The following is a 24,521-nucleotide window of genomic DNA, read 5'->3' as shown; positions in this document are numbered from 1 at the left end:
ATGTTTGACGGACTGTCGCCCGCCGAGACCCAGGCGCTCCTGCTTTCGCTGCGGGTCTCGTTCTGGGCCACGCTCACCAGCCTGCCTCTCGGGCTTCTGGCGGCCCATGCCCTTGCGCGCTGGCGCTTTCCCGGCCATGGCCTGCTGAACCTGATCGTCCACCTGCCGCTGATCCTGCCGCCGGTGGTCACCGGCTACCTGCTTCTGCTCAGCTTCGGGCGGCAGGGCTGGGCCGGCGCGGCGCTCTGGGACTGGTTCGGCTTCACCTTCGCCTTCCGCTGGACTGGCGCCGCCCTCGCCGCCGCCGTCATGGCCTTCCCGCTCCTCGTCCGCGCCATCCGCCTCGCGCTCGAGGCGGTGGATCCCCGCCTTGAAGAGGCCGCCGCCACCCTCGGCGCCTCGCGCGGCATGGTTTACCTGACCGTGACCCTGCCGCTGATCCTGCCCGGCCTCCTCGCGGGCGCGGTCCTCGCCTTCGCCAAGGCGATGGGCGAGTTCGGCGCCACCATCACCTTCGTCGCCAACATCCCCGGCGAGACCCAGACCCTGCCCACCGCGATCTACAGCTTCCTCCAGGTTCCCGGCGGCGATGCGGGCGCCCTGCGCCTGGTGCTGGTCTCGGTCGCCATCGCCACGCTGGCGCTCGCCCTGTCCGAATGGCTCTCGCGCCGCATCGCCGCAAGGATCGCCGGGCGATGACGCTGGAAATCCGCCTCTCCCATTCTCTTCCCGGCTTCCGGCTCGAGGTGGACCTGACCGCGCCGCCCGGCCTGACCTGTCTCTTCGGCCGCTCCGGTTCGGGCAAGACCACGGTGATCAATGCCGTCGCGGGGCTCCTCCGGCCGGACCGGGCCGAGATCCTCCTGGACAACGAGCCCCTCCATCACCTGCCGCCGCACAGGCGCCGCATCGGCTATGTCTTCCAGGACGCCCGCCTGTTCCCGCACCTGACCGTGCGCGGCAACCTCGGCTATGCCGCCCGCATCCGCCGCAGGCGGCCGCCCGGCTTCGACCGGATCGTGGCGCTTCTCGGCCTCGCAGCACTCCTCGACCGCCGTCCCGGCGCGCTTTCGGGGGGCGAGCGTCAGCGCGTCGCCATCGGCCGGGCTCTCCTCTCCGAGCCCCGGCTGATCCTGATGGACGAACCCCTCGCCGCCCTGGACGAGGCGCGCAAGGCCGAGATCCTGCCCTATATCGAGACGCTGCGCGACGAGCTTGCCCTGCCGATCCTCTATGTCAGCCATTCCCTGCCCGAGGTCGCGCGCCTTGCCACCACCATCGCCGTGATCGAGGCCGGGCATCTGGTCGCCCAGGGGCCGGCGGCCGACCTGCTGTCCGATCCGCAGATCGCGCCGGTTCTGGGGCTGGGCGATGCGGGCGCCATCCTGACCGCCCGCATCGCCGCGCATGAGGGCGACGGCCTGTCCCGGCTGGAGCTTGCCGCCGGCCCGCTCAGGCTGCCCCTCTGGCTCCCGCGCGTCCTGGGCGCGCCGGGCCAGACGCTGCGTCTGCGCATCGCGGCGCAGGACGTGATCCTGTCGCTGTCCCGGCCCGAAGGCCTGTCGGCCCTGAACATCCTGCCCGCCCGCGTCTCGGCCCTGCATCTGGGCAGCGGGCCGGGCGCGCTGGTGCGGCTCGACCTCGGCGGCCAGCACCTTCTCGCCCGCGTCACCCGCCGCTCGGCCGAGGCGCTGGCTCTCGCCCCCGGCCAGCCGGTCTTCGCCATCGTCAAATCCGTCGCCGTCGCCCGCGACAGCGTCGGCCATGCCGTCACGCCGTGACGCGAAACCCGCTGCTTCCTCTTGGGACAAATACTCTCGGGGGGTCCGGGGGCAGAATGCCCCCGGCTTCGGCCTCAACCCAGCGCGTAGCCCGCGCCCCGCACCGTCCGCACCGGATCCGAGCCGCCGAACTGCATCAGGCTTTTCCGCAGCCGCCCGACATGGACGTCCACCGTCCTGGTGTCGACATAGATGTCCCGCCCCCAGACCAGATCCAGCAGCTGCTCGCGGCTGAAGACCCGCCCCGGCCGCTCCATCAGCGTGACGAGAAGCTTGAACTCGGTCGGTCCCAGCTTCAGCACCTTGTCGGCGCGGTAGACCCGGTGGCTTTCGGGATCCAGCCGGATATCCTCGTGCTCCAGCACCACCCCGGCGGTCGAGGGCCGGACGCGCCGCAGCTGCGCCCGGGCGCGCGCCATCAGTTCCAGCACCGAATAGGGCTTCACCACGTAATCGTCCGCCCCGGTCTCCAGCCCGCGGATCCGGTCCACCTCCTCGGCCCGCGCGCTCAGCATGATGATCGGGATCCCCCGGGTCTCGGGCCGCATCTTCAGCCGCCGGCAGACCTCGATGCCGCTGACCCTCGGCATCATCCAGTCCAGGATGATGATGTCGGGATCCTCCTCGTCGACCAGCACCAGCGCGTCCTCGCCGTTGTCGGCCTGGGTCACGGCAAAGCCCTCGGCTTCCAGGTTGTAGGCCAGGACCGTCCGCTGCGCGGGCTCGTCCTCGACCAACAGCACCCGCGGCTGCCCGCTGCGCGCCATCGCCTCAGCCCCCCGTGGCGGTGGCGTCGAACTTCGGCCGCTCGTCGCCCGGCATCTCGCCGGTGACGAGGTAGATCACCTGCTCGGCCACGGCGGTGGCATGGTCGCCCACCCGTTCGATGTTCTTGGCGATGAAGTGCAGATGCATGCAGGGGCCGATGTTGCGCGGGTCCTCCATCATGTGGGTCAGGAACTCGCGGAAGATCGAGTTGTACATCTGGTCGATCTCGCGGTCGCGCTGGCGCACGTCGCCGGCCAGCTTCACGTCGCGCCGGATATAGGCGTCCAGCGCGTCGGCCATCATCTGCACCACCGCCTTCGCCAGCCGCCGGATCGCGCCCGAGGCGCCGGGGACCTGGGTCATCTGCCCCAGCACCGCGGTCCGCTTGGCCAGGTTCTTCGCGTAATCCCCCGACCGCTCCAGCGCGCCGGCGATGCGCATGACGGTCAGCACCGTGCGCAGATCGCCCGCCGTCGGCCCGCGCAGCGCCAGAAGCCGGGCGCATTGGCTGTGGATCTCCTCCTCCAGCGCGTCGATGGCGGCATCGCCCGTCCGCACCTTCTGCGCCAGTTCCTCGTCGCGGGTGTCCAGCGCCTCGGCCGCGTCCAGAAGCGCGGTCTCGACCAGCCCGCCCATGCGCATGACCAGGGCCTGCGCCGCTTCCAGGTCGCGGTCGAAGGCGGAAACGATATGTGCGGTGCTCATCGCGCTCTCCTCAGCCGATCCGGCCGGTGATGTAGGATTCGGTCCGGGGGTCCTTCGGGTTGGTGAAGATCCGGGTCGTGCTGTCGTATTCCACCAGATTGCCCAGGTGGAAGAAGGCGGTCTTCTGGCTCACGCGCGCGGCCTGCTGCATCGAATGGGTCACGATCACCACCGAGAACTGGTCGCGCAGCTCGTCGATCAGCTCCTCGACCTGGGCGGTGGCGATCGGGTCCAGCGCCGAGCAGGGCTCGTCCATCAGAAGGACCTCGGGCGCGGTGGCGATGGCGCGCGCGATGCACAGCCGTTGCTGCTGCCCGCCCGACAGCCCGGTGCCGGGCGCATCCAGCCGGTCCTTGACCTCGTTCCACAGCGCGGCCTTGCGCAGGGCGGTCTCGACGACCTGGTCAAGCTCGGCCCGGGTTCGCGTCATGCCGTGGATGCGCGGGCCATAGGCCACGTTGTCGTAGATCGATTTCGGGAAGGGGTTGGGCTTCTGGAACACCATCCCGACCCTTGCGCGCAGCTGCACCGGATCGACGCGGGCGTCATAGATGTCCTCGCCGTCCAGCAGGATCCGCCCCTCGATCCGCGCCGTGGCCACGGTGTCGTTCATCCGGTTCAGGCAGCGCAGGAAGGTCGACTTGCCGCAGCCCGATGGCCCGATGAACGCAGTGACCGCGCGTTCGGGAATGTCGATGTCCACGTCGCGCAGCGCATGGTTCTGGCCATACCAGACCTGCACGCCCCTGGCCGAGATCTTCGCTGCCCGCGTCGCGATGTCCTGCTCTGCCGTCTGCATCCCGTCCATCTTTCCGCTCCTTGCCGCTGCGAGACCGCAGCCCGCGCCCGGCCCCTATAGGCCGGCCCGGTGAAGTCTATGCGACAGAAGTGTAACAGCCGGGTGACAGCCCGTCACCCGCGCGCCAGAAGGGCCTCGATCTCGGCCCGCGCGGGCATCGAGCGCGCGGCTCCCGGCCGGGTGACGCTGATCCCGGCGGTGGCGCAGCCGAAGCGTACCGCCTCGACCACGTCGCGTCCTTCCGCCAGGGCCACGGCGAAGCCGCCGTTGAAGGCATCGCCCGCGCCCGTCGTCTCGACCACCGGGCCCGCGCTGACGGCCGGCACATGCACGCTGCGGCTGCGGTCGCGATACAGCGCGCCCTTCGCCCCCAGCGTGATCACCACCGCCCCGACGCCCCGGTCCAGCAGCGCATCCGCCGCCGCCTCGGCCTCGGCGAGGCTGGTCACCTTCAGGCCGGTCAGCCCCTCGGCCTCCGACTCGTTCGGGGTCAGATAGTCGCAAAGCGCCAGCATCGCATCGTCCAGCGCCGCCGCCGGCGCCGGGTTCAGGATCGTCGGCACTCCGGCCGCGCGGGCGATCTCCAGCCCGCGCTTCGCGGCCGGGATCGGCTGCTCCAACTGGGTGACGAAGACCGAGGCCCCCCGGATCAACTCCGCCCGCGTTTCCAGATCCTCCTCCGTGATCCGCGCCGCCGCCCCCGGCGAGACGATGATCGCATTGTCCCCCGTGGCCGCCTCCAGGAAGATGAAGGCCGCGCCGGTATAGCTTTCGCCATCCTCCGTCACCTCGGGCCGCACTCCCGCCTTCTCCCAGGTCGCCCACGCGATCCGCGCAAAGTCGTCCCGTCCCAGCCGGGTGATGAAATGCGTCTCGCCCCCCGCCATGGCGGCGGCGACCGACTGGTTCGACCCCTTGCCGCCGGGCCCGAGCGCGAAGCCTTGCCCCAGGACGGTCTCGCCCATGCGCGGCATCCGCTCGGCGCGAAAGCTGGTGTCGGCGACGAAGATGCCAAGGATGACGATGGGTTTCATGGGTCTCATACCTCAGGCGGGATCACGCCCTTGCGGAACATGAAGCAGCCGTAGAACCGCCGCTCTCCGGTCTGGATCACGGCAAAGGACTGGCGGGCAAGGTCGTAGAAGGCGAAGCGTTCGATGCCGGCCATCGGTCGCGCCCGCCCCTCGGCGCGGTCGATCTCGGCCTGGACTTCCTTCTGCACCGGCGGAATCTCGTCCGGCGCGCCCACCACCTCCATCCGCCCGGCAAAATCCGCGACGAAGGTGTCCAGCGGCAGGACCGAGAGGATCGCCGCTGCCGCCTCGGCCGCGCGCAGATTCTCCATCCGCAGGGATCTTCCCGTCACCGTCGCCCGCGCCAGCGCCTCGGCGGGGAAATTGGCATCCGCCAGGATCAGCATGTCGCCATGCCCCATGGCGCGCAGGCAGGCCAGCACCTCGGCGTTCAGCCGGTGGTCGATTCCCTTCAGCATCCGGCCCTCCCCGGCCTTGTCGGATCGCGCATCGGCGGAAGGATTGCACCTTTTCCTCCCCGGTTGCAAAGGCCCCGTGCGATGCCGTCTGGACATCCCCGGTCGCACCCTCCCTGATGGGCCGACACCAGGGAGGGGGGTCCGCATGATCACCGCAAGCCACATTTCCGTTCCGCCCGGCGGGATCGGGCAAAAGCCGTGACCCGACCGCCCTATGCCTGGCCCGATCCCGACCGCGAGCACATGAACGGGGCCTTCATCCCCGGTGCCGAGGATTATCCCGCCCGCTGGGCCTGGCGCGCCGCTGCCTTCCGCGCTGCCTGCCGCCGGGCCGAGCTCGACCTGCCCTATGGTCCCGCCCCGCGCGAAAGGCTCGACCTCTTTCTGCCCGAAGGCGCGCCGCGCGGCGTGGTGGCCTTTGTCCATGGTGGCTACTGGCTGGCGCTGGGCAAGGCGGACTGGTCGCATCTCGCCGCCGGGCCGCTGGCGCAGGGCTATGCCGTGGCGCTGCCGGGCTACACCCTGGCGCCCGAGGCGCGGCTGGCCGGAATCACCGCCGAGATCGCCCGCGCCTGCCGTTTCCTCGCTGCGCGTTTCACCGGCCCACTGGTGGTGACCGGCCATTCCGCTGGTGGCCACCTCGCCGCCCGGATGGGCTGCGCCGACCTCGACCTGCCGGTGGCGCGGGTGGTGCCGGTCTCGCCCCTGGCCGAGCTCGGGCCGCTGATGGCCACCACGATGAACGCGACATTGAAGATCGACGCGGCCGAGGCCGCAAGCGAAAGCCCCGCCCGGCTGCCGCTTCGTCCCGGCGTCACCGCCCATGTCTGGGTCGGCGCCGAGGAACGCCCCGCCTTCCTCTGGCAGGCGCGGACCCTGTCCGAGGAATGGTCCTGCGCCTGGACCCCGGAACCCCTCCGCCACCATTTCGATGTGGTCGAAGGGCTGGAGAGACCCGATTCCCCCCTCTGCCGGACCCTGCTCGCCGGGCTTTAGCCGTCGCGCGCCAGCACCTTGTCCAGCGTGGTCAGGAACTGGTCGAGGTTCGCCATCGAGAACGGCAGCGGCGGGCGGATCTTCAGGCTGTCGCCTGCCGGCCCGGTCGAACTGATCAGGATCCGCTCCTCGCGCAGCGCATTGACCAACCGCGCGGTGCGGGCGGGGTCGGGCCTGCCGTCGCTCAGGATCGTCTGGCCCAGGAACAGCCCCGCCGCCCGGGTCTCGCCCAGGGCCTCGTGGCGCGAGGCCAGCGCCCGCAGCCCCTCGGCAAAGGCCCGGCCGACGCGGTCGGCATTCTCCTGCAGCCCCTCGTCGCGGATCACGTCCAGCACCGCCAGGCCCACGGCGGCGGCCACGGCATTGCCGCCGAACGTGTTGAAATACCGCGCCTTCGCGCCGAACTCGGCAATCGTCCCCGGCTGCAGCACCAACCCCGCCAGCGGATAGCCATTGCCCATCGGCTTGCCCAGGCTCACCATGTCCGGGACCAGCCCATGCCGCTGGAAGCCCCAGAACCGGCTGCCGGTGCGGCCAAAGCCGGGCTGCACCTCGTCGGCCAGGAACAGCCCGCCCCGCGCCCGGATCGCGGCGGCGGCGGGGGCGAGGAAGCCCTCGGGGTCGGGATGGACCCCGTCCGAGGAAAAGATCGTGTCGGCGATCAGCAGCGCCGGCCGGATTCCCTGCGCCGCCATCCGGTCGCAGGCATCGTTCACCGCCCGCGCAAAGCCCGCCGCGACGCCTTCCGGGTAGTTCGCGGCCGAAGGCGCGGGGACCGGAAAGACCGCAGGCCCCGGGGCGACGGCCGGGCCGATCGACATCGACATCTCGGCCGTGGCCAGCGTGACGCCGTGATAGGCGTTGTCGGTCACGATCACCCCGGTCCCGCCGGTGCAGGCCCGTGCGATCCGCAGCGCGAGGTCGTTCGCCTCCGACCCGGTGCAGGTGAACATCACATGCGCAAGCCCGGCCGGAAACAGCGCCAGCAGCCGCTCGGCATAGGCCAGGATCCCCTCGTGCAGATAGCGGGTATGGGTGGCCAGCGTCGCGGCCTGCCGCGCCATCGCCTCGACCACGCGGGGATGGCAATGGCCGACCGAGGCCACGTTGTTGTAGGTGTCGAGATAGGCCTTGCCCTCCCGGTCATAGAGATGGACGCCCTCGCCCCGGACCAGATGCACCGGCGTTTCGTAGAAGAGCCGGTAGGCGGGCCCAAGCGCCCGGCTGCGCCGCTCGGCCAGCGCCCGGTCCTCGGGCGACAGATGCCCCGCTCCGGGGGTATAGGCGTTCAGCATCGTGGTCTGGCGGGTCATGGCAGGGGCTTTCGCAAGGCGGGAGCGGCAGGATAGCCGCTTGCCCGCCGGGGGCCAGCGGAATGTGCGGTTGACATACCTGAGTATTTCACTAAGGATGTGATCGAGCCCAGCCAGCCCCGACCGGGGCCAGCCCCGGTGTCCTTCGAACAGATGGAGTTCACCATGCCCGACCGCCAGGCCCTGCGGGGCGATCTTCTGGAATTCCTGTTCAGCATGTCCGGGGCCTTCCCCGGCGCGATGATCGAGACGCTGCTCGCGCGGATGGAGACCGGGCGATGAACGCTTTCGTGGAAACCTGGCTTACCGCCGATGCGACCCCGGCGCATGACGCCCGCGTCCTGACCGAGGGCGGCAGCCTCGCGCGGATCGTGCTGGACGGGCAGGTCTATTCCCTGCGGATCACCCGGGCGGGCAAGCTGATCCTGACCAAGTGACGGCGGCGACCGGCCGAGAATCCTTCGACGGATCTTGCAGAGCCTTTCGAAAGGATTTGGCGCCCGTCACCCGCCGGTATGGCTCATGTGCCGGGTGATCTGGCCCTGCACCTTCTGCCGCGAGTAATCGAAGTCATGGCCCTTCGGCTTGCGCGCGATCGCGGCGCGGATCGCCTGGTCCAGCGCCGCATCCGCGGGGCTGGCGCGCAGCGGCGCGCGCAGGTCGGCCACGTCCTCCTGCCCGAGGCACATGTAAAGCTGCCCGGTGCAGGTAAGACGCACCCGGTTGCAGCTTTCGCAGAAATTATGCGTCAGCGGCGTGATGAAGCCGACCTTCTGCCCCGTCTCCTCGATGCGGACATAGCGCGCGGGGCCGCCTGTGCGCTCGGCCAGGTCGGTCAGCGTCAGGCGTCCGGCCAGCCGGGCGCGCAGGTCCTTGAGCGGCCAGTACTGGTCCAGCCGGCCGGCCGTCATGTCCTCGCCCATCGGCATGACCTCGATGAAGGTCAGGTCGTGGCCCTCGGTCGCACACCAGTCCAGCAGCGGGAACAGCTCGTCCTCGTTGAAGCCCTTCAGCGCCACCGCGTTGATCTTGACCCGCAGCCCCGCGGCCTTCGCGGCCCCGATCCCCTCCAGCACCTGCGGCAGGCGGCCCCAGCGGGTGATCTCGGCGAACTTGGCCGGATCCAGCGTGTCCAGCGAGACATTGACCCGCCTCACCCCTAGGTCGGCCAGGGGCCGGGCGAATTTCGCCAGCTGGCTGCCGTTCGTGGTCAGCGTCAGCTCCTTCAGCGCGCCCGAGGCCAGATGGCGCGACATTGCCTCGAAGAAGGTCAGGATTCCCTTGCGCACCAGGGGCTCGCCCCCGGTGATGCGCAGCTTTTCCACGCCAAGCCGCACGAAGGCCGAACACAGCCGGTCCAACTCCTCAAGGCTGAGAAGCTCGGCCTTGGGCAGGAAGGTCATGTGCTCTGACATGCAATAGGTGCAGCGGAAATCGCAGCGGTCCGTGACCGAGACGCGCAGATAGCTGATCCGGCGGGCGAAGGGATCGACAAGCTGTTCCATGCCGGAAAGGTAGGATCGGGCGGGTCCCCGCACAAGCGGGAAAGCGGCGATTGCGGCGCTGTTGGCGTCAGGCTAGGCTTCGGCCATGCGCCATTTCCTGCTTGTCCCGCTTCTCGCCCTGGCCGGCTGCGGCCTGTTCCCTGCCTTCGACGAGCGCCCCGGCCCCGTTACTGGCTCCGTGACCGGCCCCTCGGCCCCGCAGCCCGCGACCGGGATCGCTCCTGCGGTCTCGACCACGGCGCTGGGCGCGCGGGCAGTCAGCGCGGCCGCACTCGACAGCACCACGGCCGAGCAGAAGGCCGCCGCCCTTTCCGCCCCCGCCGCCAGCGGCGAACGGGCGCTGGGCAAGGCCGTCGTCGCGCTCGGCCCCCCGGCCGAGCAGGGGATCTGGCTTTCGACCGCGCTGGTGGACAAGCCGGTTCAGGGCCGGATCGAGACGGCGGCGGGCAAAAGCCTGACGCTCGAGCTGCGCCCCGGCAGCGGCGGCGCGCTTCTGTCGCTGGCCGCCTTCCAGGCGCTGGGCCTGTCGCTGACCGAGCTGCCCGAGGTCACGGTCTACACCCGCTGACCGGCGGACCTTACCCCTGCAGATGCCGCGCGGACTCCTTGCGGGCAAAGGGTTTCAGCGCCGCCCCGTGCTCGGCCAGGAAGGCGCGGGCGCGCGGGGCGTCGTGTTTCGACAGGTCGCGGACCCACCAGGCGACCGCCTTCTGGATGAACCAGTCCGGGTCCGTGGCCAGGGTCGCGCACCAGCCAAGCACCCGGTCGCGGATCGCAATCTCCTCGGGCTTGGGAAAGTTCTGCTTGGTCCAGGGCAGGGTCATCACCAGCGCCGCGCGGCGGGTCCACATCCTCGGGCTGGCGATCCAGTCCGCGACCGTCTCCAGCCGCGCCGGATCGGCCACCAGCCGCTTTTGCCCGGCGATGGCGGCATGGTCGGCGATGGCCCAGGCGTCGAACTCCGGCACCCATCCGGCGATCAGCTCCCAGGCCGCCTGATCGGGCCGGATGCGGGCCTGGGTGAGCAGCTTGGCGGCGGCGATCCGGGCCTCGTGGATATTCGTCTGCCAGAGGTCGGCGGCCAGCTGGAGGCGCTCCTCCAGCGTCCGCTCGGCGCGCCAGCGATCGGCCAACTCGTCGATCTGCGGGACGGAAAGGCCGAGATAGGGCCGCTCGACCTTGTGATAGGCCTGCATCCCGGCGGCCTTCGCGGGATCGGCCAGCGACTGGAGTTCCTGAAGCGGTGTCACGGGCCTGGCCTCGATCCCCATGGGCAGGCCGCCGATGCGGCTTGCCGGTTGCACAGGGGGCAAAGACTGCCAGCCGGGGCCGGGAAGGGCAAGCCGCACCGGGATAAGGATTAATCAGATCTGAACGTCCGCGTCCAAGGCATTGATTTCCTTTGTGGCGGGATCCTGTCCACGCGTGGACACCCGCTGGCGTGACTTGACCTTTTCCGGCCGCTCGCAGAAGGTCGCGCGACGGACAGGCGGGGCAGATGGCAACGAAAACGGCACCTTTCTCGGGCTTTGAATTCATGATCGCCTGGCGCTACCTGCGCGCCCGGCGGGCTGAGGGCGGGGTCAGCGTGATGACCTGGATCAGCCTGATCGGCATCACGCTCGCGGTCTTCGCCCTGATCCTGACGCTCGCGGTCCGCGCCGGCTTCCGGGCCGAGTTCGTGGACACGATCCTGGGCGCGAATGCCCATGTCACCGTCTATTCCTCCGGCGAGGTCGGACCCGAAGGCCAGCTGATCCGCGGCTTCTCGCAGCCCGAGGCCATGGCAGCCGCCATCGCCAAGGTGCCGGGCGTGACCCGCGCCGCGCCGTTGATCCGGGGCAAGCTGATGGTCTCGGACGGCGAGGACACCACCGGGGCCGAGGTCTACGGCCTCCTGCCCGAGGACTTCGCCTCGATCCCCCGGATCGGCCGCGGCTCGGACGCGATCGGCGAACTGGACCGCTTCCCCGAGGGGATTGCCCTGGGCTCCGGCGTCGCGCGCGAGCTGGGCGTGACCGTGGGCGACCGCGTCCGCCTGATCGCGCCGGGGGGCGTCAAGACCGCGATGGGCACCAGCCCGCGCGTGAACGCCTATGAGGTCGTCTACATCTTCACCGCCGGCCGCTACGACATCGACTCGACCCGGATCTACATGCCCTTCATCGAGGCGCAGAGCTTCTTCAACAAGGAGGGCCTCGCCGACGAGGTCGAGGTCATGGTGGAGGATCCCGACGCCATCGACGACTACAGCCTGCCGATCCTGAACGCGGCCGGGCCGACCGCGCTGCTCTGGACCTGGAAGGACTCGTCCGGCGCCTTCCTGCGCGCGCTGGATATCGAGGATAACGTCATGTTCGTGATCCTCTCGGTCCTGGTGCTGATCGCGGCGATGAACATCGTTTCCGGCCTGATCATGCTGGTCAAGAACAAGGGCCGCGACATCGGCATCCTGCGCACCATGGGCCTGACCGAAGGCTCGGTCCTGCGGGTGTTCTTCATCTGCGGCGCCTTCACCGGGGTGATCGGCACCATCGCCGGGGTGGCGCTGGGCTGTCTCTCGGCGCTGAACATCGACCAGATCATGTCCTTCATCAACTGGATCAACGGCTCCGAGGTCTGGGACCCCTCGATCCGCGGCATCTACTCGCTGCCCGCGAAGCTGCAACTCGGCGACGTGCTCTCGGCGGTGGCACTGTCGCTGGGCCTGTCCTTCGTCGTCACCTTCTTCCCGGCCCGCCGCGCCGCGCGGATGAACCCGGTCGAGGCCCTGCGCTATGAGTGAGACGATGCTGGAGCTCGAGGGCGTCAAGAAGGGCTACAACCGGGGCAAGCCCTCCGAGGTGCTGGTCCTGCGCGGGGCGACGCTGAGCGTCGCCAAGGGCGAGGTCGTGGCGCTGGTCGCGCCGAGCGGGGCGGGGAAGTCGACGCTTCTGCATATCGCGGGGCTGCTGGACGTGCCGGATGCGGGCACGGTCCGGCTGGGCGGGCGCGCGATGGGCGGGCTGTCCGACCGCGCGCGGACCGAGGCGCGGCGCGAGGAGGTGGGGTTCATCTACCAGTTCCACCATCTCCTGCCCGAGTTCACGGCGCTGGAAAACGTGATGATCCCGCAGCTTGCCAATGGCGCCCCCCGGGCAAAGGCCGAGGCGCGGGCGCGCGAGCTTCTGGAGAAGGTCGGCGTCGGCGCGCGGGCGGGGCATCGCCCGGCGGCGCTTTCGGGGGGCGAGCAGCAGCGGGTCGCCTTTTGCCGGGCGCTGGCCAATGCGCCGAAACTCCTGCTGGCGGACGAGCCGACGGGGAACCTCGACCCCGCGACCTCGGACCAGGTGTTCGGCGTGCTGATGGAGCTGGTGCGGGCCACGGGCCTTTCGGCGCTGATCGCGACGCATAACCTGGAACTGGCGGCGCGGATGGACCGTATCGTCCGGCTTTCGGCCGGGGCGGTGAGTTGATGCAAGACAGCAAAGGACATCCCATGCGACTCCTGATCCTGGCCCTGCCCCTGGTGCTTGCCGCCTGCATCGAACCCGATGTGCCCACCGGCAGGGCCGATTTCGGCGATTTCTGCGCCAGTTGCCACGGGCTGTCCGGCAAGGGCGACGGCGAGGCCGCGGCGCATCTGGAACGCAAGCCGGCCGACCTGACCCGGATCTCGGCCCGCAATGGCGGGACCTTTCCGGGAACTCAGGTGATGGCGAAGATCTGGGGCTATACCGGCGGGCGCGACGGGGCCTCGCCGATGCCGGAATTCGGGCCGCTCCTGCAGGGCGAGCTGGTGCCCTATGACGGCGGCGACGGGATCCAGACGCCGACGCCGGTGCGGCTGGTGCAACTGGCGGAATACCTGAAGTCGATCCAGGAATAGGCGCGGGCGTAGGGTGGGTAAATCACCCACCCTACCTGGCGTTGCGCGGGGTATCGGGCGGCGCGCGGTGCGGTCAGGCGGTGTTGAGGCTGCTCTCCTAGGGTCGCGGGCCACGGCGATCCTGCGGAGGTATCCATGCCCGACGAAACGACGATCCTGTCGCTGCCCCTGATCCTTCCGGCGCAGGCGCAGAAGCATGTCACCCATAACGAGGCCCTGGCGCAGCTGGATCTGATCGTGCAACTGGCGGTGATCGACCGGGTGCGGAGCACCGCCCCGGCCCTGTCCTCGGTCGGCGACCGGCATATCGTCGCGCCGGGCGCCACCGGCCCCTGGGCCGGCCAGTCCGGGCGCATCGCGCTGTATTCGGCGACCGGCTGGGAGTTCACCCAGCCGCTGCCCGGCTGGCGGGCGCATGTGCTGGCCGAGGGGCAGACGGCGGTCTTCGACGGGCTGGGCTGGTGCGCGCCGACCGACGGGCCGCTGAGCGTGGGCGGGCTTGGCGTCTCGGCCACGGCCGATGCGACGAACCGGCTGGCGATCTCCTCTCCGGCGACGCTTCTGAACCATGCGGGAGCGGGGCATCAGCTGAAGCTGAACAAGGCCGCGCCGGGCGATACAGCGAGCCTGCTGTTCCAGACCGGCTTTTCCGGGCGGGCCGAGATGGGGACGGCGGGGGCGGACGACTTCGGCGTCAAGGTGAGCGCGGATGGCGCGGCCTGGTCCACAGCGCTGCAGGCGGCAGCTGCCACCGGCGAGGTCACGTTGCCGCAGCCCTTGCATCTGGGCGGGCAGGCGGCGGATCCGCCAGCCCCGGCGGACGGGACCCTGTGGCTGGACGCGGCCACGGGCGAGGTCCGTGTCCGCTCGGGCGGGGCGACGCTGGCGCTGGGCGGCGGCGGCGGGGTGACGGATGGCGACAAGGGGGACGTGACCGTCTCGGGCGGCGGCGCGACATGGACCATCGGGGCGGGCGCGGTGGGGCTGGCGAAGATGGCGGACCTTGCGGCCGGCTCGATCCTCGGCAACGATACGGGTGCGGCGGCGGCCCCGCTCGCGCTGAGCCCGGCGCAGGTCAAGGCGCTGTTGGCGATTGCCGCGGGCGACGTCGCGGGGCTGGCCGCGGTGGCGACCAGCGGCTCGGCCGGCGACCTTGCAGCGGGCACCCTTCCGGCGGCGCGGCTGAGCCTGACGAAGGCGGAGCTGAGCGCCGCCGTCACGGACGGCGATCCGCTTTATGTCGGCGACGTGGCCGGCAACGCGACCCATACCGGGGATGTGACCGGGGCGACGGCCCTGACCATCGCGGCCGGAGCCGTGACCAATGCCAAGCTGGCAAGCGTCGGGGCGGGCACGGTCAAGGGGCGCGTGACGGCCGGGGCCGGCGCGCCGGAGGATCTGACCGGGGCGCAGGTGACGGCGCTGCTCGATCCGTTCGGCGCCGCGACGAAGGGGGTGGTTCCGGCCTCGGGCGGGGGGACAGCGAATTTCCTGCGGGCGGACGGAACATGGGCGGCCCCGGCGGGCGGCGGCGGTTCCCCCGGCGGGAGCTCCGGCGAAATCCAGTACAACAATGCCGGGGTCTTCGCCGGCGCGGCGGATGTGGAGATCGAGGGCGGCCAGCTGCGCCTTCCCGCCATCGCCATTCCCTCGGTCCCGGCCGCCGGGGGGCTGAAGCTGTTCGGACGGGACGTGGGGGGGCGGATCCTGCCTGCGTCGATGGGGCCGTCCGGGCTGGATTCGCCGCTGCAGCCGCATGTCGGGCTGAACCGCGCGGCCTGGTGGGTGCCGCACGGCAACGGCACGGCGATCTCTGCGATGGGGATGACGGCGAGCACGGCCGGCACCGCGACGGCAACCAATGTGGCAGCCGGCTCCATTGTGGGCATGATGCGCCGCCTAGGCTATCACGTCACCACCGCCTCCGCCTCTGCCGTTGTCGGCTGGCGCTGCAACGCCAACCAGTTCTCGGTCGGTGGCTCGGTGGCCGGCCTTGGCGGGTTCCATTTCATCACCCGCTTCAACGGCAGCCTGGGGATGGCAAACGCCAGCCACCGCGCCTTCGCCGGCCTGCGGCCGCAGAACACGCCGACCGATGTGAACCCGTCCACCCTGCAGAACATGGTTGGCGCGGGTTATGACGCAGGTGATTCCACCTGGCAGATCATGGCCAATGACGGGGCCGGCGCGGCCACGAAGATCAGCCTCGGCGCCTCCTTTCCGAAGCCCAACGTCGACAATGCGGATGCCTATGAGCTGGCGCTGTTCTCGCCGCCGGGCACGGTCCAGTCGGTGTCGTGGCGGTTCCGCAACCTGACCACCGGAGCCGAGGATGCGGGCTTGATCACGGCCGACCTGCCCGGCACGACCTCGCTGCTTGCGCCGACGTTGCAGATGAGCGTGGGCGGGGTCAGCGCGACCATCGGCCTTGCGATCACCAGCATCTACATCGAGACGGATTACTGACGATCTCTACCCGGACCGCATGAGGATGCGGTCCGGATTGCCTTTTGGCCATTTGACAGCCGCCATCGGCCTCCATAGACAGGCCCTCGGCTGCATTTGGGGATGCTTCATGCGCATTGCGATGATCGGGACGGGCTATGTGGGGCTGGTCTCGGGGGCCTGTTTTTCGGATTTCGGGCATGAGGTGGTCTGCGTCGACAGGGACGTGGGCAAGATCGAGCGGCTGCGGGCCGGCGAGGTGCCGATCTTCGAGCCGGGGCTGGAGGCGCTGCTGGAAAAGAACATCGCGGCCGGTCGGCTGTCGTTCACCACCGATCTGGCGCAGGCGGTGGACGGGGCCGAGGCGGTGTTCATCGCCGTGGGCACGCCCACCCGCCGGGGCGACGGCCACGCCGACCTGACCTATGTGATGGGCGCGGCCCAGGAGATCGGGCGGGCGCTGACCGGCCCGGCGGTGGTGGTCACCAAGTCCACCGTCCCGGTCGGCACCAACCGCAAGGTGGCCGATGCGATCCGCGCCGCCAATCCCCAGGCCGAGTTCGATGTCGCATCGAACCCCGAGTTCCTGCGCGAAGGCGCGGCGATCGACGATTTCATGCATCCCGACCGGGTGGTCGTCGGCGTGGAATCGGAGCGCGCGAGGAAGGTCATGGCCGAGCTTTACCGGCCGCTCTCGCTGCGCGAGTTTCCGGTTGTCTATACCGGGCTGGAAAGCGCGGAGATGATCAAATACGCGGCCAATGCCTTCCTTGCGACCAAGATCACCTTCATCAACGAGATCGCTGCCCTATGCGAGAGGGTGGGGGCGGATGTGAAGGCCGTGGCCCGCGGCATCGGCATGGACGGGCGCATCGGCGACAAGTTCCTGCATGCGGGACCCGGCTATGGCGGCAGCTGTTTTCCCAAGGACACCAGGGCGCTGGCCCGGATCGGGCAGGAGCATGCCGCGCCGGTGCAGATCGTCGAGACCGTGATCAAGGTCAACGACGAGGTGAAGCGGCGGATGATCGACAAGATCCTCGACCTTTGCGAAGGCAGCCTGCGCGACCGGACGATCGCGGTGCTGGGCGTGACCTTCAAGCCCAACACCGACGACATGCGCGACGCGCCGGCGCTGACCATCGTGCCGGCGCTGGTGGGGGCCGGGGCGAAGGTGCGGATCAGCGACCCCCAGGGCCGGCACGAGGGCGAGGCGCTGCTGCCGGGGGTGAAGTGGATCGAGAACCCCTACCAGGCCGCGACAGGGGCCGATCTGGTGGTGCTCCTGACCGAGTGGAACGAGTTCCGGGGCCTCGACCTGGCCAGGATGGCGCGGAAGATGGCGATGCCGCGCATGGCGGACCTGCGCAACATCTACGACCGCGACGAGGTGCTGGAGGCGGGTTTCACCGCCTATGTCGGCGTCGGCCGCTAGGCGGGATTTTCCGAAAATCCGGTGGAAAGGTCCCAATTCGGCCCGGATGGCTTCAGCGGAAAGTAAGGACGTTCGGGCAACCCTGATCCTTGGGTAAATAGGGTCTGTGTGGGGCCTCGGGTGTTCAAAGTCCATGTTGTGGAGACGTTCACGGCTGCGCCGCTGAACCTGGTCTCCGGTATTTGTGACATGCAGCTGGCGGTGCGGGGCGGGAACCTCGTGCTGTATACGGCGACGCGCGCGGGCGGGGGGGTGCTGGCGCTGGATGTCGACGGCGCGATGGCGCTGATCGACCAGGAGGGGTTGGCCCCCGGAACCACGCTGCCCGCCCCGGCGGGACTGGAGCTGCTGCAGGTCAATGGTGCGCCGCATCTTGTCGTCTCGGGCGCGAACCAGGCCGGGGTGCGGACGCTGGCGGTTCAGGGCGACGGGACGCTGGGCGCGGGCTTGCAGCTGCCGGGAAGCCTGGCAGGGACGATCTGCGCCCAGGCGGTGGTGGAGGTCGGCGCCGCGACCTTCTTCTATGCCGCCCGACCGGGTGAGGCGACGGTCCACGCCCATGCCGTCGCGGCGAACGGCGCGATGACGCGGCTGGCGCCGATGGTTGTCTCGGGCGCCCAGGCGGGGATCGACATCTCGGCCCTGGCCCCGGTGCGGGTCGGGGCCGAGACCTTTTTGGTCAGCCTCTCGCTTGCCGCCGATGTGGTCCGCGCCTTCAAGGTCCTGCCCGACGGGACGCTGGCCAGCCCGACGATGATCGGCGTGCCGCAGGGGCTGGGGCTGGGCGATCCCTCGGCGGTCGAGGCGGTGGAGGTCTGGGGCCATTCCTACCTGCTGGTCGCCTCTCGCGGCTCGTCCTCGGTCAGCGTGATCGAGATCGCGGCGGGCGGGCTGATGCGGGCGACGGATCACGTGATCGACACGCTGGACACCCGCTTCCAGGGTGTGCTGGCGCTGGAGGTGGTGACCGTCGGCGACCGGGCGCTGGTGATCGCGGGCGGCGCGGATGGCGGAATCACGGTGATGCTGCTTGCGCCGGACGGGCAGCTGCTGCCGGTGGGCCAGCAACTGCAGCTGCCGGGGCTGGCGCTGGACAACATCACCGCGATGACCGCGCGGGTGGTGGACGGTCAGGTCGACCTTTTCGTCGCGGGCGAGGGCACGGGGATCACCCGGCTGCGGATCGACCCCGGCCCGCTGGCCCCCATGATCACGGGCGGCGAGGGGCCGGCCAGCCTGGACGGCGGGGCATCCGGCGACATGATCCTGGGCGGCGAGGGCGACGAGACCATTCGGGGCGAGGGCGGCGACGACATCCTGGGCGACGGCGGCGGAGCGGATGTGCTGCATGGTGGCGCGGGGGCCGATCTCTTCGTCCTGGGGCGCGACGGGGCGGTCGACGTGATCGCCGATTTCCAGCCGGGGATCGACCGGATCGACCTGTCGGCCTGGGGGCGGGTACATTCGCTGGCCAGCCTGACGATCGCCGCCACCGCGACGGGGGCCCGCATCGCCCATGGCGACGAGGTGCTGGAGATCCACTCGGCCAACGGCCTGCCGATCCTGCCGCAGAGCTTCCGCCTGACGGATTTCGTCGGTCTCTGGCACAGCCTGCCCGATCCGGCCCATTCCGGCGGGCAGATCCGCGGCACCGCACAGGACGACCGGCTTGACGGCACCGGAGAGGACGACCTTTTCATCGCCACCCCCGGCGCCGACACGATCACGGGCGGGGCGGGGCTGGACCGGATCGCCTTTTCCGAGTCGCCCACGGGCCTGCGGGTCAACCTGCAATCGCCGGGCCTGAACACCGGGCTCGCCCAGGGGCAAGGCTATTCGGGGATCGAGGGGATCATCGGTTCGGGCTTCGCCGACAGCCTTACCGGCGACAGTGGCCGGAACTGGATCGACGGGGGCGAGGGGAACGACCGGCTCTGGGGGCTTCTGGACAACGACAGCCTGTATGGCGGCGCGGGGAACGACACGCTTTCGGGCGGGGCGGGTGCGGATATGCTGGATGGTGGCGCGGGCCGCGACCGGGCCAGCTATCGCGAGGCGACGGAGGGGATCCTTCTCGACCTCGCCGAACCCCAGCGCAATACCGGCGAGGCGGCGGGCGATCTTTTCATCGGGATCGAGGAGATCGAGGCCAGCACCCATGCCGATACGCTGCATGGCGATCATCTGGCCAATATCCTGCATGGCGTCGGCGGCAATGACCTGATCTTCGGTCGCGGCGGTAATGATTCGCTTTATGGCAACGACGGGTCCGACACGCTGGTCGGCGGGGCCGGGGCCGACCGGCTGGAGGGCAATGCCGGCGTGGATTTCGCGAGTTATGCCGACAGTCCCTCCGCCCTGACGCTGGACCTGCGCACGCCCGGCCTCTCGACCGGCGATGCGCTGGGCGACACATTCGTCACCCTCGAAGGCTTCCTGCTGACCGCGTTCGGCGATCGTTTCTTCGGCGCCTCGGGCAATGACCTCGCCGAGAGCGGCGCGGGCAATGATCTTCTGGACGGAGGCGCCGGCAACGACCTTCTGTCGGGCGGCGCGGGCAACGACAGCCTTCTGGGCGGCGAGGGGGATGACACGCTGATCGGCGGTGCGGGCGCGGATCGGCTGGAGGGCGGGTCGGGGTGCGACCGGGTGAGCCATGCCGATGCCTTTGCTGCGGTGAAGGTGGACCTGGCATCGCCGAGGGGCAACCTCGGCGATGCCAAGGGCGACAGCTATTTCGGGATCGAGGAACTGGAAGGCTCGGCCCATGCCGACACGCTGTTGGGCGATGCGGCGGCGAACCTGATCCTCGGGCTGGACGGCGCCGACAGTCTTGCGGGCCGGGCGGGCAACGACACGCTGGACGGCGGCGCGGGCGACGACACGCTGGCCGGCGGCGCGGGGGCGGACCTGCTGATCGGCGGTGCGGGGCTGGACATGGCCGCCTACGAGGTCGCCACCGCCCTGCGGCTGGACCTTGCCGCGCCGCCGCTGAACACGGGCGAGGCGGCGGGGGATGTCTACGCCGGGATCGAGGGGCTGATCGGCGGCGCGGGTGCCGACACGATCGGCGGCGACGGGGGCGCGAACCGGCTGATCGGCGGCGCGGGCAATGACCAGATCCACGGCCGCGAGGGCGAGGACAGTCTGGACGGCGGGCTTGGCAACGATTCCCTCTGGGGCGGCGCGGGGGAGGACAGCCTTGCGGGCGGGGCGGGCAATGACCTCTTGCACGGCGAGGAGGGCGGCGACCGCCTCTCGGGCGGCGACGGCAACGACAGTCTCTGGGGCGGCGAGGGGGCCGACTGGCTGGAGGGCGGGGCGGGTCTGGATACCGTCTTCTACAGCGATGCGGGGGCGGGGCTGGTGCTCGATCTGTCCGATCCGGGCCGCAACGCCGGGGCCGCGGCGGGCGACATGCTGCTGGGGGTGGAGGCGGTGGTGGCAAGTGCCTTCGCCGACAGCCTGGCGGGCGACGGGCTGGCCAACCTTCTGCGCGGCGAGGGCGGCAACGACTGGCTCTCGGGGGGCGCGGGCAACGACAGCCTTCTGGGCGGCGAGGGGGATGACACGCTGATCGGCGGTGCGGGCGCGGATCGGTTGGAGGGCGGGTCGGGGTGCGACCGGGTGAGCCATGCCGATGCCTTTGCCGCGGTGAGGGTGGACCTGGCATCGCCGAGGGGCAACCTCGGCGATGCCAAGGGCGACAGCTATTTCGGGATCGAGGAACTGGAAGGCTCGGCCTATGCCGACACGCTGCTGGGCGACGCGGCGGCGAACCTGATCCTCGGGCTGGACGGCGCCGACAGTCTTGCGGGCCGGGCCGGCAACGACACGCTGGACGGCGGCGCGGGCGACGACACGCTGGCCGGCGGCGCGGGGGCGGACCTGCTGATCGGCGGCGCGGGACTGGACATGGCGAGCTTTGCCGACATGACCGCCGCGATCCTGGTCGACCTGGCCGATCCCGCCCGCAACCTGGGCGAGGCGGCGCTGGACCGGCTGGTGGAGATCGAACAGATCACCGGCACCGCGGCCGCGGACTCGCTTTACGGGGACCACCTGGCAAACCTGCTGATCGGCGGTGGCGGCAACGACCTCTTGCACGGGCGCGGGGGCGACGACCGGCTGGAGGGCGACGCAGGCAATGACGTTCTCGACGGAGATGCGGGGATCGACACCCTGAGCGGCGGGGCGGGCAACGACATGCTTTACGGCGGCGCGGGGGATGACCTGCTGATCGGCGGCGCGGGCAGTGACCTTCTGGACGGGGGCGACGGGTACGACCTTGCCAGCTACCGGACTTCGACCGCTGCGCTGCGGATCGACCTGGCGCTGCCCTCGGCCAACAGCGGCGACGCGCTGGGCGACCTCTACCTGGGGATCGAGGCCCATGAACTGGGCCAGGGCGCGGACCGCTTCCTAGGCAGTGCGAACGGCGACCGGGTCTGGGGCCTGACCGGCAACGACTGGCTGGAGGGCCGCGCGGGGGACGACTGGCTGGCGGGCGGGGCGGGAAATGATTCGCTCTTGGGCGGGGAGGGGGATGACCTGCTGATCGGCGGGGCGGGGGCCGACCGGCTGGACGGGGGGGCGGGGCAGGATCTCGCCTCATACGCCGATGCGGCGGCCGGGGTGGTGGTGGATCTCGCGCTGCCCGCGCAGAACCAGGGCGATGCGAAGGGCGACAGCCATATCTCGATCGAGGATCTGGAGGGCTCGCGCTTTGCGGATCGGCTGGCGGGGGATGCTCTTGCCAACCGGCTTGCAGGCGGGGCGGGCGATGACAGCCTTTCGGGACGCGAGGGAGGCGACTGGCTGGATGGCGGTGGGGGGAACGACTGGCTTTCCGGCGGTTCGGGCGCGGATACGTTCGTCTTCACCGGCGGATGCGATGTGCTGGCCGATTTCACCGGGGGCGAGGACCGGATCCTGCTGTCGGCGGCGCTCTGGCCGGGCGACCCGCCGCCGCTTGCCGCGCTGCTGGCGGGGGCGACGGTCACCGATTCGGGGCTGATGCTGGACTTCGGTGCGGCGGGATCGCTGGACATCCGGGGGATTTTCGACGCAACATTTCTGGTGGACGAGATCCAGTTCCTGTGACGCGGGTTAGGTCGGAAGATGGCGGGCAAGGTGCTGGTGACGGGCGGGGCGGGCTATGTCGGAGCGCATGCCTGCAAGGCGCTGGCGCGGGCGGGCTTTACGCCGGTGGTGTTCGACAACCTCTCGACCGGCTGGGCCGAGGCGGTGAAATGGGGCCCGCTGGTCCGGGGCGATCTGATGGACCGCGCCGCGATCGACGCCGCGCTGGCCGAACACCGCCCGGTTGCGGTGATGCATTTCGCGGCGCTGTCGCTGGTGGGCGAGTCGATGCGGGATCCCGGCCGCTACTGGCGCGTGAACATCGGCGGCGCGCTGAACCTGCTGGAGGGATGTGCGGCGGCGGGGGTGCGGAACTTCGTCTTCTCCTCGACCTGCGCGACCTATGGCGACCAGGACGGCGTGCTGCTGACCGAGGAGACGCCGCAACGCCCGATCAACGCCTATGGCGGCTCGAAACTGGCGATCGAGGGGATGCTGCGCGATTTCGGCGCGGCCTTCGGGATTGCGCATGTGATCTTCCGCTATTTCAACGTGGCCGGGGCCGACCCCGAGGGCGAGATCGGCGAGCAGCACCGGCCCGAGACCCATCTCATTCCGCTGATGCTGGATGCCGTGGCGGGCAGGCGTCCGGCACTGAGCGTCTTCGGTACGGATTACCCGACGCCGGACGGCACCTGCGTGCGGGATTACGTCCATGTGGCCGACCTTGCGGAGGCGCATGTCCTGGGCCTGCGGCATCTCATGCAGGGCCGGGGCAACGGCGTCTTCTGCCTGGGGACGGGGCGGGGCTTTTCGGTGCGCGAGGTGATCGAGGCCAGCCGCGCCGTCACCAACCGGGAGGTGCCGGTGCTGATCGCCGGGCGGCGGCCGGGGGACGCGGCGGCGCTGGTCTCCTCCTCAAGCCGGGCGGTGCAGGAACTGGGCTGGGAGCCACGCCATTCGACGCTGCGGCAGATGATCGGCGACGCCTGGGCCTGGGCGCAGAAACCGGGGTTCGGCGCGTGACCTGTGGACATGCGGGGATGAGTGGCCATCGTGGCGGGAAACTCAGCGTGTGCAATTTCAACAGGTTAAGAGAAGACGTTCAGGACTTCTTAACATCTGCTGAGATCGGCCGACAGGTCAAAGGTCCCAGTCCAGCCTGGGGGGCTTCCCGCCCTGGCCTGCTGCGGCCAAGCCCAGCCAACCGCCCCGGATCGGCAGCTTGCGTTCCGCCCCCCAGTCGCCGGTGACGGTCAGCACGTCGCCCTCCAGCATCACCCCGGCCACCGACTGGCCCGAGGGCCAGTGGATCGCGCCCAGGATGTGGCGGACCTCGGCCGTTCCCTGCGGGTCGAGCCGGAGGAGCGCGGGCTGGCCGGCGGCGGTCAGGGGATCGGGTTCCTCGCGCGAGGAAAGTCCGAGCACCGGCAGGACCGCGCCCTCCTCGACCCCAAGGCAGGCCCTGTGCCTGCCGTTCCAGGGCGCGTAATCCCTGCCGCCGTTCGAATGCCAGAGCATGGTCATCGGCAGTTGCGCCGGGTTGCGCAGCGACAGGAAAAGGTCGCCCTCCTTTGGCCGGACCACGGCGGTCCAGCCCAGGGACGAGGCCGGGTCCTCGATGCCGGAGACGAAATCCTCGTGCCGCTCGCCCCAGGGATAGCGGTGCAGGTTCACCGTGCCGCCGTCGGCGCCGGGAAACTCGGCCGCGTCCTCGGCCCGGCGGGGATAGGCGAGGCAGGAGCGGCCGTTCACCGTCTCCAGCGGCCCCGCCAGGGTTTCCCACCAGCGTTTGCGCGAGAAGGAGAGTTTCGCGCCGTTCGGGACATGGACCATCGCGTGATTCGAGACCGGCAGCGCGCCGGTGCCGCCGATGAAGAGGTGGCGCTGGTAGACAAAGGGCTGGCCGTCGGCGACGGCAAGCTCCTTGACCAGGGTCGCGCCATGGACCGCACCGTCCAGGACCGCGCGCACCGTGCCGGGGTCCGTGGGCTGCACCCGCCAGTCGCCGTTCGCCGCCAGCCCGTGCAGCCCCTCCGGGCCCGGCCCCATCGGTGCGGCGAGGAAATCCCCGGCGAGCCAGGCCTGGTGCGGCGGGGCATCGGCAGGAACCTCTTCGGCCGCCCAGGGGGCGTGGTGCAGGGGGGCGATCTCGCCCCCCTCGTCCGTCACGGCGAACTGCCGCAGCACACCGCCCCTTGCGGCGAAGCTGGCGGTGATGCCTTGGGCGCTGATCTTGTGGAGCATCGGGGGGCCTCGCTTTCCGGGGCAGGCTAGCCCCACGGGACCAGCAAGGGAACTGGCATGTCGGTTTCCTCCCGGCTAGGCTGGC

Annotated in this window: 22 protein-coding genes; 13 read left to right on the top strand and 9 right to left on the bottom strand. The window is 70.3% G+C overall.

Annotated elements, in window-relative coordinates:
• Together modB and modC are read left to right on the top strand one after the other, a co-directional pair.
• A complete protein-coding gene (modB, locus tag I7S92_RS02485; protein WP_197641893.1) occupies positions 1-699 on the top strand; it encodes a molybdate ABC transporter permease subunit in 699 nt (232 codons plus the stop codon).
• Entirely contained in the window at positions 696-1,781 is a 1,086-nt protein-coding gene (gene modC / locus I7S92_RS02480) for a molybdenum ABC transporter ATP-binding protein (protein WP_197641892.1), read from the top strand. Before modB ends, modC begins: the two co-directional genes overlap by 4 nt.
• 74 nt (positions 1,782-1,855) lie before the next feature.
• Here the strand turns inward: modC and phoB are convergent, their stop codons facing one another.
• The 5 genes from phoB to I7S92_RS02455 form a co-directional block, all read right to left on the bottom strand.
• Positions 1,856-2,548 carry a phosphate regulon transcriptional regulator PhoB gene (gene phoB, locus I7S92_RS02475; protein ID WP_197641891.1) on the bottom strand — a complete coding sequence of 231 codons (693 nt, stop codon included), beginning with the start codon at positions 2,546-2,548 and terminating at the stop codon, positions 1,856-1,858.
• Between the two features lie 4 nt (positions 2,549-2,552).
• Positions 2,553-3,254, bottom strand: coding sequence for a phosphate signaling complex protein PhoU (gene phoU, locus I7S92_RS02470; RefSeq protein WP_197641890.1), 702 nt, complete (start codon positions 3,252-3,254; stop codon positions 2,553-2,555).
• Between the two features lie 10 nt (positions 3,255-3,264).
• The gene (gene pstB / locus I7S92_RS02465) at positions 3,265-4,062 is read right to left on the bottom strand and encodes a phosphate ABC transporter ATP-binding protein PstB (RefSeq protein WP_197641889.1); all 798 of its coding nucleotides are present in this window, start codon (positions 4,060-4,062) and stop codon (positions 3,265-3,267) included.
• A 104-nt stretch (positions 4,063-4,166) separates the two neighbouring features.
• Positions 4,167-5,087 carry a ribokinase gene (gene rbsK, locus I7S92_RS02460; RefSeq protein ID WP_197641888.1) on the bottom strand — a complete coding sequence of 307 codons (921 nt, stop codon included), beginning with the start codon at positions 5,085-5,087 and terminating at the stop codon, positions 4,167-4,169.
• 5 nt (positions 5,088-5,092) lie between these two features.
• Complete coding sequence (locus tag I7S92_RS02455; RefSeq protein WP_197641887.1) at positions 5,093-5,545, bottom strand: RbsD/FucU family protein; 453 nt, start codon at positions 5,543-5,545, stop codon at positions 5,093-5,095.
• A 198-nt stretch (positions 5,546-5,743) separates the two neighbouring features.
• On the opposite strand from I7S92_RS02455, the gene I7S92_RS02450 reads away from it, so the two are divergent.
• Positions 5,744-6,541, top strand: a complete 798-nt coding sequence (locus tag I7S92_RS02450) for a hormone-sensitive lipase (RefSeq protein WP_494337052.1) — start codon at positions 5,744-5,746, stop codon at positions 6,539-6,541.
• Here I7S92_RS02450 and I7S92_RS02445 read toward each other — a convergent pair.
• On the bottom strand, positions 6,538-7,854 hold the full coding sequence (locus tag I7S92_RS02445; protein WP_197641886.1) for an aspartate aminotransferase family protein: 1,317 nt from the start codon (positions 7,852-7,854) through the stop codon (positions 6,538-6,540). The two genes, I7S92_RS02450 and I7S92_RS02445, sit on opposite strands and share 4 nt — an antisense overlap.
• Before the next feature lie 138 nt (positions 7,855-7,992).
• On the opposite strand from I7S92_RS02445, the gene I7S92_RS02440 reads away from it, so the two are divergent.
• Together I7S92_RS02440 and hemP are read left to right on the top strand one after the other, a co-directional pair.
• Complete coding sequence (locus tag I7S92_RS02440) at positions 7,993-8,136, top strand: hypothetical protein (protein WP_197641885.1); 144 nt, start codon at positions 7,993-7,995, stop codon at positions 8,134-8,136.
• Positions 8,133-8,291 carry a hemin uptake protein HemP gene (gene hemP, locus I7S92_RS02435; RefSeq protein WP_197641884.1) on the top strand — a complete coding sequence of 53 codons (159 nt, stop codon included), beginning with the start codon at positions 8,133-8,135 and terminating at the stop codon, positions 8,289-8,291. Before I7S92_RS02440 ends, hemP begins: the two co-directional genes overlap by 4 nt.
• Positions 8,292-8,357: 66 nt before the next feature.
• Here the strand turns inward: hemP and moaA are convergent, their stop codons facing one another.
• Positions 8,358-9,359, bottom strand: coding sequence for a GTP 3',8-cyclase MoaA (gene moaA / locus I7S92_RS02430; protein ID WP_197641883.1), 1,002 nt, complete (start codon positions 9,357-9,359; stop codon positions 8,358-8,360).
• An 85-nt stretch (positions 9,360-9,444) separates the two neighbouring features.
• Between moaA and I7S92_RS02425 the strand changes: the two genes are divergently transcribed.
• Positions 9,445-9,927 carry a D-galactarate dehydratase gene (locus tag I7S92_RS02425; protein WP_197641882.1) on the top strand — a complete coding sequence of 161 codons (483 nt, stop codon included), beginning with the start codon at positions 9,445-9,447 and terminating at the stop codon, positions 9,925-9,927.
• A 10-nt stretch (positions 9,928-9,937) separates the two neighbouring features.
• Here the strand turns inward: I7S92_RS02425 and I7S92_RS02420 are convergent, their stop codons facing one another.
• Positions 9,938-10,630, bottom strand: coding sequence for a DNA alkylation repair protein (locus I7S92_RS02420; RefSeq protein ID WP_197642027.1), 693 nt, complete (start codon positions 10,628-10,630; stop codon positions 9,938-9,940).
• Positions 10,631-10,857: 227 nt separating this feature from the next.
• On the opposite strand from I7S92_RS02420, the gene I7S92_RS02415 reads away from it, so the two are divergent.
• From I7S92_RS02415 to galE, 7 genes are all read left to right on the top strand, one after another.
• On the top strand, positions 10,858-12,144 hold the full coding sequence (locus I7S92_RS02415) for a lipoprotein-releasing ABC transporter permease subunit (RefSeq protein WP_197641881.1): 1,287 nt from the start codon (positions 10,858-10,860) through the stop codon (positions 12,142-12,144).
• On the top strand, positions 12,137-12,814 hold the full coding sequence (locus I7S92_RS02410) for an ABC transporter ATP-binding protein (RefSeq protein WP_197641880.1): 678 nt from the start codon (positions 12,137-12,139) through the stop codon (positions 12,812-12,814). The genes I7S92_RS02415 and I7S92_RS02410 overlap by 8 nt, the downstream gene beginning before the upstream one ends.
• Before the next feature lie 23 nt (positions 12,815-12,837).
• On the top strand, positions 12,838-13,227 hold the full coding sequence (locus I7S92_RS02405; protein ID WP_197641879.1) for a c-type cytochrome: 390 nt from the start codon (positions 12,838-12,840) through the stop codon (positions 13,225-13,227).
• Positions 13,228-13,362: 135 nt separating this feature from the next.
• Positions 13,363-15,693: a DUF2793 domain-containing protein gene (locus I7S92_RS02400; RefSeq protein ID WP_197641878.1), complete on the top strand. Its 2,331-nt coding sequence runs from the start codon at positions 13,363-13,365 to the stop codon at positions 15,691-15,693.
• A 109-nt stretch (positions 15,694-15,802) separates the two neighbouring features.
• A complete protein-coding gene (locus tag I7S92_RS02395; protein WP_197641877.1) occupies positions 15,803-17,107 on the top strand; it encodes a UDP-glucose dehydrogenase family protein in 1,305 nt (434 codons plus the stop codon).
• Between the two features lie 120 nt (positions 17,108-17,227).
• Positions 17,228-22,210, top strand: a complete 4,983-nt coding sequence (locus tag I7S92_RS23085) for a hypothetical protein (protein ID WP_197641876.1) — start codon at positions 17,228-17,230, stop codon at positions 22,208-22,210.
• 18 nt (positions 22,211-22,228) lie between these two features.
• Positions 22,229-23,215 (top strand): UDP-glucose 4-epimerase GalE, encoded by a 987-nt coding sequence (gene galE / locus I7S92_RS02385; protein WP_197641875.1) that lies wholly within the window; start codon positions 22,229-22,231, stop codon positions 23,213-23,215.
• Between the two features lie 117 nt (positions 23,216-23,332).
• Here the strand turns inward: galE and I7S92_RS02380 are convergent, their stop codons facing one another.
• Entirely contained in the window at positions 23,333-24,436 is a 1,104-nt protein-coding gene (locus I7S92_RS02380; protein WP_197641874.1) for a hypothetical protein, read from the bottom strand.
• Positions 24,437-24,521 lie beyond the last annotated feature (85 nt).

Source organism: Tabrizicola soli, from assembly GCF_015999335.1.
GTDB lineage: Bacteria > Pseudomonadota > Alphaproteobacteria > Rhodobacterales > Rhodobacteraceae > Tabrizicola > Tabrizicola soli.
This window is presented reverse-complemented; position numbering and strand designations above follow the sequence as displayed.

Bases quoted from the DNA above. Each gene is read 5' to 3' on its own strand.
- I7S92_RS02405 (WP_197641879.1), top strand. From the start codon at position 12,838: ATGCGACTCCTGATCCTGGCCCTGCCCCTGGTGCTTGCCGCCTGCATC.
- I7S92_RS02455 (WP_197641887.1), bottom strand. From the start codon at position 5,545: ATGCTGAAGGGAATCGACCACCGGCTGAACGCCGAGGTGCTGGCCTGC.
- hemP (WP_197641884.1), top strand. From the start codon at position 8,133: ATGAACGCTTTCGTGGAAACCTGGCTTACCGCCGATGCGACCCCGGCG.
- pstB (WP_197641889.1), bottom strand. From the start codon at position 4,062: ATGGACGGGATGCAGACGGCAGAGCAGGACATCGCGACGCGGGCAGCG.
- modC (WP_197641892.1), top strand. From the start codon at position 696: ATGACGCTGGAAATCCGCCTCTCCCATTCTCTTCCCGGCTTCCGGCTC.
- I7S92_RS02380 (WP_197641874.1), bottom strand. From the start codon at position 24,436: ATGCTCCACAAGATCAGCGCCCAAGGCATCACCGCCAGCTTCGCCGCA.
- I7S92_RS02410 (WP_197641880.1), top strand. From the start codon at position 12,137: ATGAGTGAGACGATGCTGGAGCTCGAGGGCGTCAAGAAGGGCTACAAC.
- I7S92_RS02445 (WP_197641886.1), bottom strand. From the start codon at position 7,854: ATGACCCGCCAGACCACGATGCTGAACGCCTATACCCCCGGAGCGGGG.
- phoU (WP_197641890.1), bottom strand. From the start codon at position 3,254: ATGAGCACCGCACATATCGTTTCCGCCTTCGACCGCGACCTGGAAGCG.
- I7S92_RS02415 (WP_197641881.1), top strand. From the start codon at position 10,858: ATGGCAACGAAAACGGCACCTTTCTCGGGCTTTGAATTCATGATCGCC.
- I7S92_RS02395 (WP_197641877.1), top strand. From the start codon at position 15,803: ATGCGCATTGCGATGATCGGGACGGGCTATGTGGGGCTGGTCTCGGGG.
- phoB (WP_197641891.1), bottom strand. From the start codon at position 2,548: ATGGCGCGCAGCGGGCAGCCGCGGGTGCTGTTGGTCGAGGACGAGCCC.
- rbsK (WP_197641888.1), bottom strand. From the start codon at position 5,087: ATGAAACCCATCGTCATCCTTGGCATCTTCGTCGCCGACACCAGCTTT.
- galE (WP_197641875.1), top strand. From the start codon at position 22,229: ATGGCGGGCAAGGTGCTGGTGACGGGCGGGGCGGGCTATGTCGGAGCG.
- I7S92_RS02400 (WP_197641878.1), top strand. From the start codon at position 13,363: ATGCCCGACGAAACGACGATCCTGTCGCTGCCCCTGATCCTTCCGGCG.
- I7S92_RS02425 (WP_197641882.1), top strand. From the start codon at position 9,445: ATGCGCCATTTCCTGCTTGTCCCGCTTCTCGCCCTGGCCGGCTGCGGC.
- modB (WP_197641893.1), top strand. From the start codon at position 1: ATGTTTGACGGACTGTCGCCCGCCGAGACCCAGGCGCTCCTGCTTTCG.
- I7S92_RS02420 (WP_197642027.1), bottom strand. From the start codon at position 10,630: ATGGGGATCGAGGCCAGGCCCGTGACACCGCTTCAGGAACTCCAGTCG.
- moaA (WP_197641883.1), bottom strand. From the start codon at position 9,359: ATGGAACAGCTTGTCGATCCCTTCGCCCGCCGGATCAGCTATCTGCGC.